We start from the raw sequence: 1,131 nt of genomic DNA, 5'->3' as shown, positions 1-1,131 counted from the left end.
TCGTTTCGGCTTGAGGAGGACAGGGGCATGTCCGTCCCGCCAGAACGCCAAGCGCTACTAGCTGAGGTCTGGACCATTCTCTCAGCCGCCCGCGATCTCGGAGATATCGTTACGCACTTGGTTGCGCGCCGCATTGTGGACACTCACTTGAATGACCGTCAGCCCCGCATCACGTCGGATATCGAAGTGATTATGATGTACTTCCGTTGAGCACATCAAGCTATTGAAGATTTACGGGGCCGGCCACTGCGCCGGCTTTCGTTTTGGTCGATCTCTTCGCTTTCGTTTCTGGTCCGATCACTTGTGCCTTCTCTGTCGGTCCGGACGTACAGCCGCCATGCTGTGCAAGCCGTATTAACGACAGATACGGCCGCGTCTGCGATGAGAATGCTATAGCTTCGAGAAGCTGGGTTGATGTTCATGTGCGCCTCTCCTCATCGGCAGACGAATAGCAGCCTCGAAGGCCGGTATAAATGTGGTCTGTCCATTGCACCAGCCTCCAGCGATCGTGAGCGCTGGCCTAGGAAGTGACTTTCCGTTTTCGAGGCCGTCTGGGCGGCGGCCTAGTCTGTTCGAGCTTCGCGATCGCGGCAAGCACGACAGCTGTTGCGACCGTCCCTTGGGACCACTGTGTGAGTGCCTCAATGGCGTTCTTCAACGCCTCTTCACGGGTCATAGCATGATCTCCACGCCGCGCCGCTAGGCCGATGCTACGGAAAGACGCGCGAGCGGCTGGAGGAGCCGCTCGCGCTAGTTAAGGCTGCGCGGACTTGGCCATCTCATGGGGGGTGTGCGAAAGTATGAGAAGCCAAGTCCAAACGTCTCTCAGCAACTCGCGTGCCAGACAGTCACGATCCAAGAGAGGCGAAAAGCTGCGCAGCCTCTCCACGCGTCATGATCGACACGAAGCGCGGCGCTAGGGCGATCAATGAAAAGCGTGCGGACGGCGGAAGGAGCCGCCCGCACAAGTTGCTGGTGGAGACTTGGCCGTCTCACGAGGGTCATCAATATGCAACCAAGCCATACAGGGCTCAGCAACTCGCGTGCCTGACGGTCACGCTGCAGAGACGCAAAACGGCTTGCTTTCACACCTCGTGCAGACTGACTACCTGCACTGTGGTGGCAGCTTCC

1 protein-coding gene is annotated in these 1,131 nt (G+C 58.4%); it reads left to right on the top strand.

The window, feature by feature from the left end; genetic code table 11:
• Positions 1–210, top strand: a 210-nt coding sequence (locus tag K359_RS64165) for a hypothetical protein (RefSeq protein WP_029085282.1), incomplete at its 5' end; no start/stop codon positions are given.
• Positions 211–1,131: the final 921 nt, after the last annotated feature.

Origin of the sequence: Bradyrhizobium sp. th-b2 (assembly GCF_000426785.1) — a bacterium.
Classification (GTDB): Bacteria; Pseudomonadota; Alphaproteobacteria; order Rhizobiales; family Xanthobacteraceae; genus Bradyrhizobium; species Bradyrhizobium septentrionale.
The sequence above is the reverse complement of the archived record's forward strand: the minus strand, read 5'-3'. Positions and strand labels throughout refer to the sequence as shown.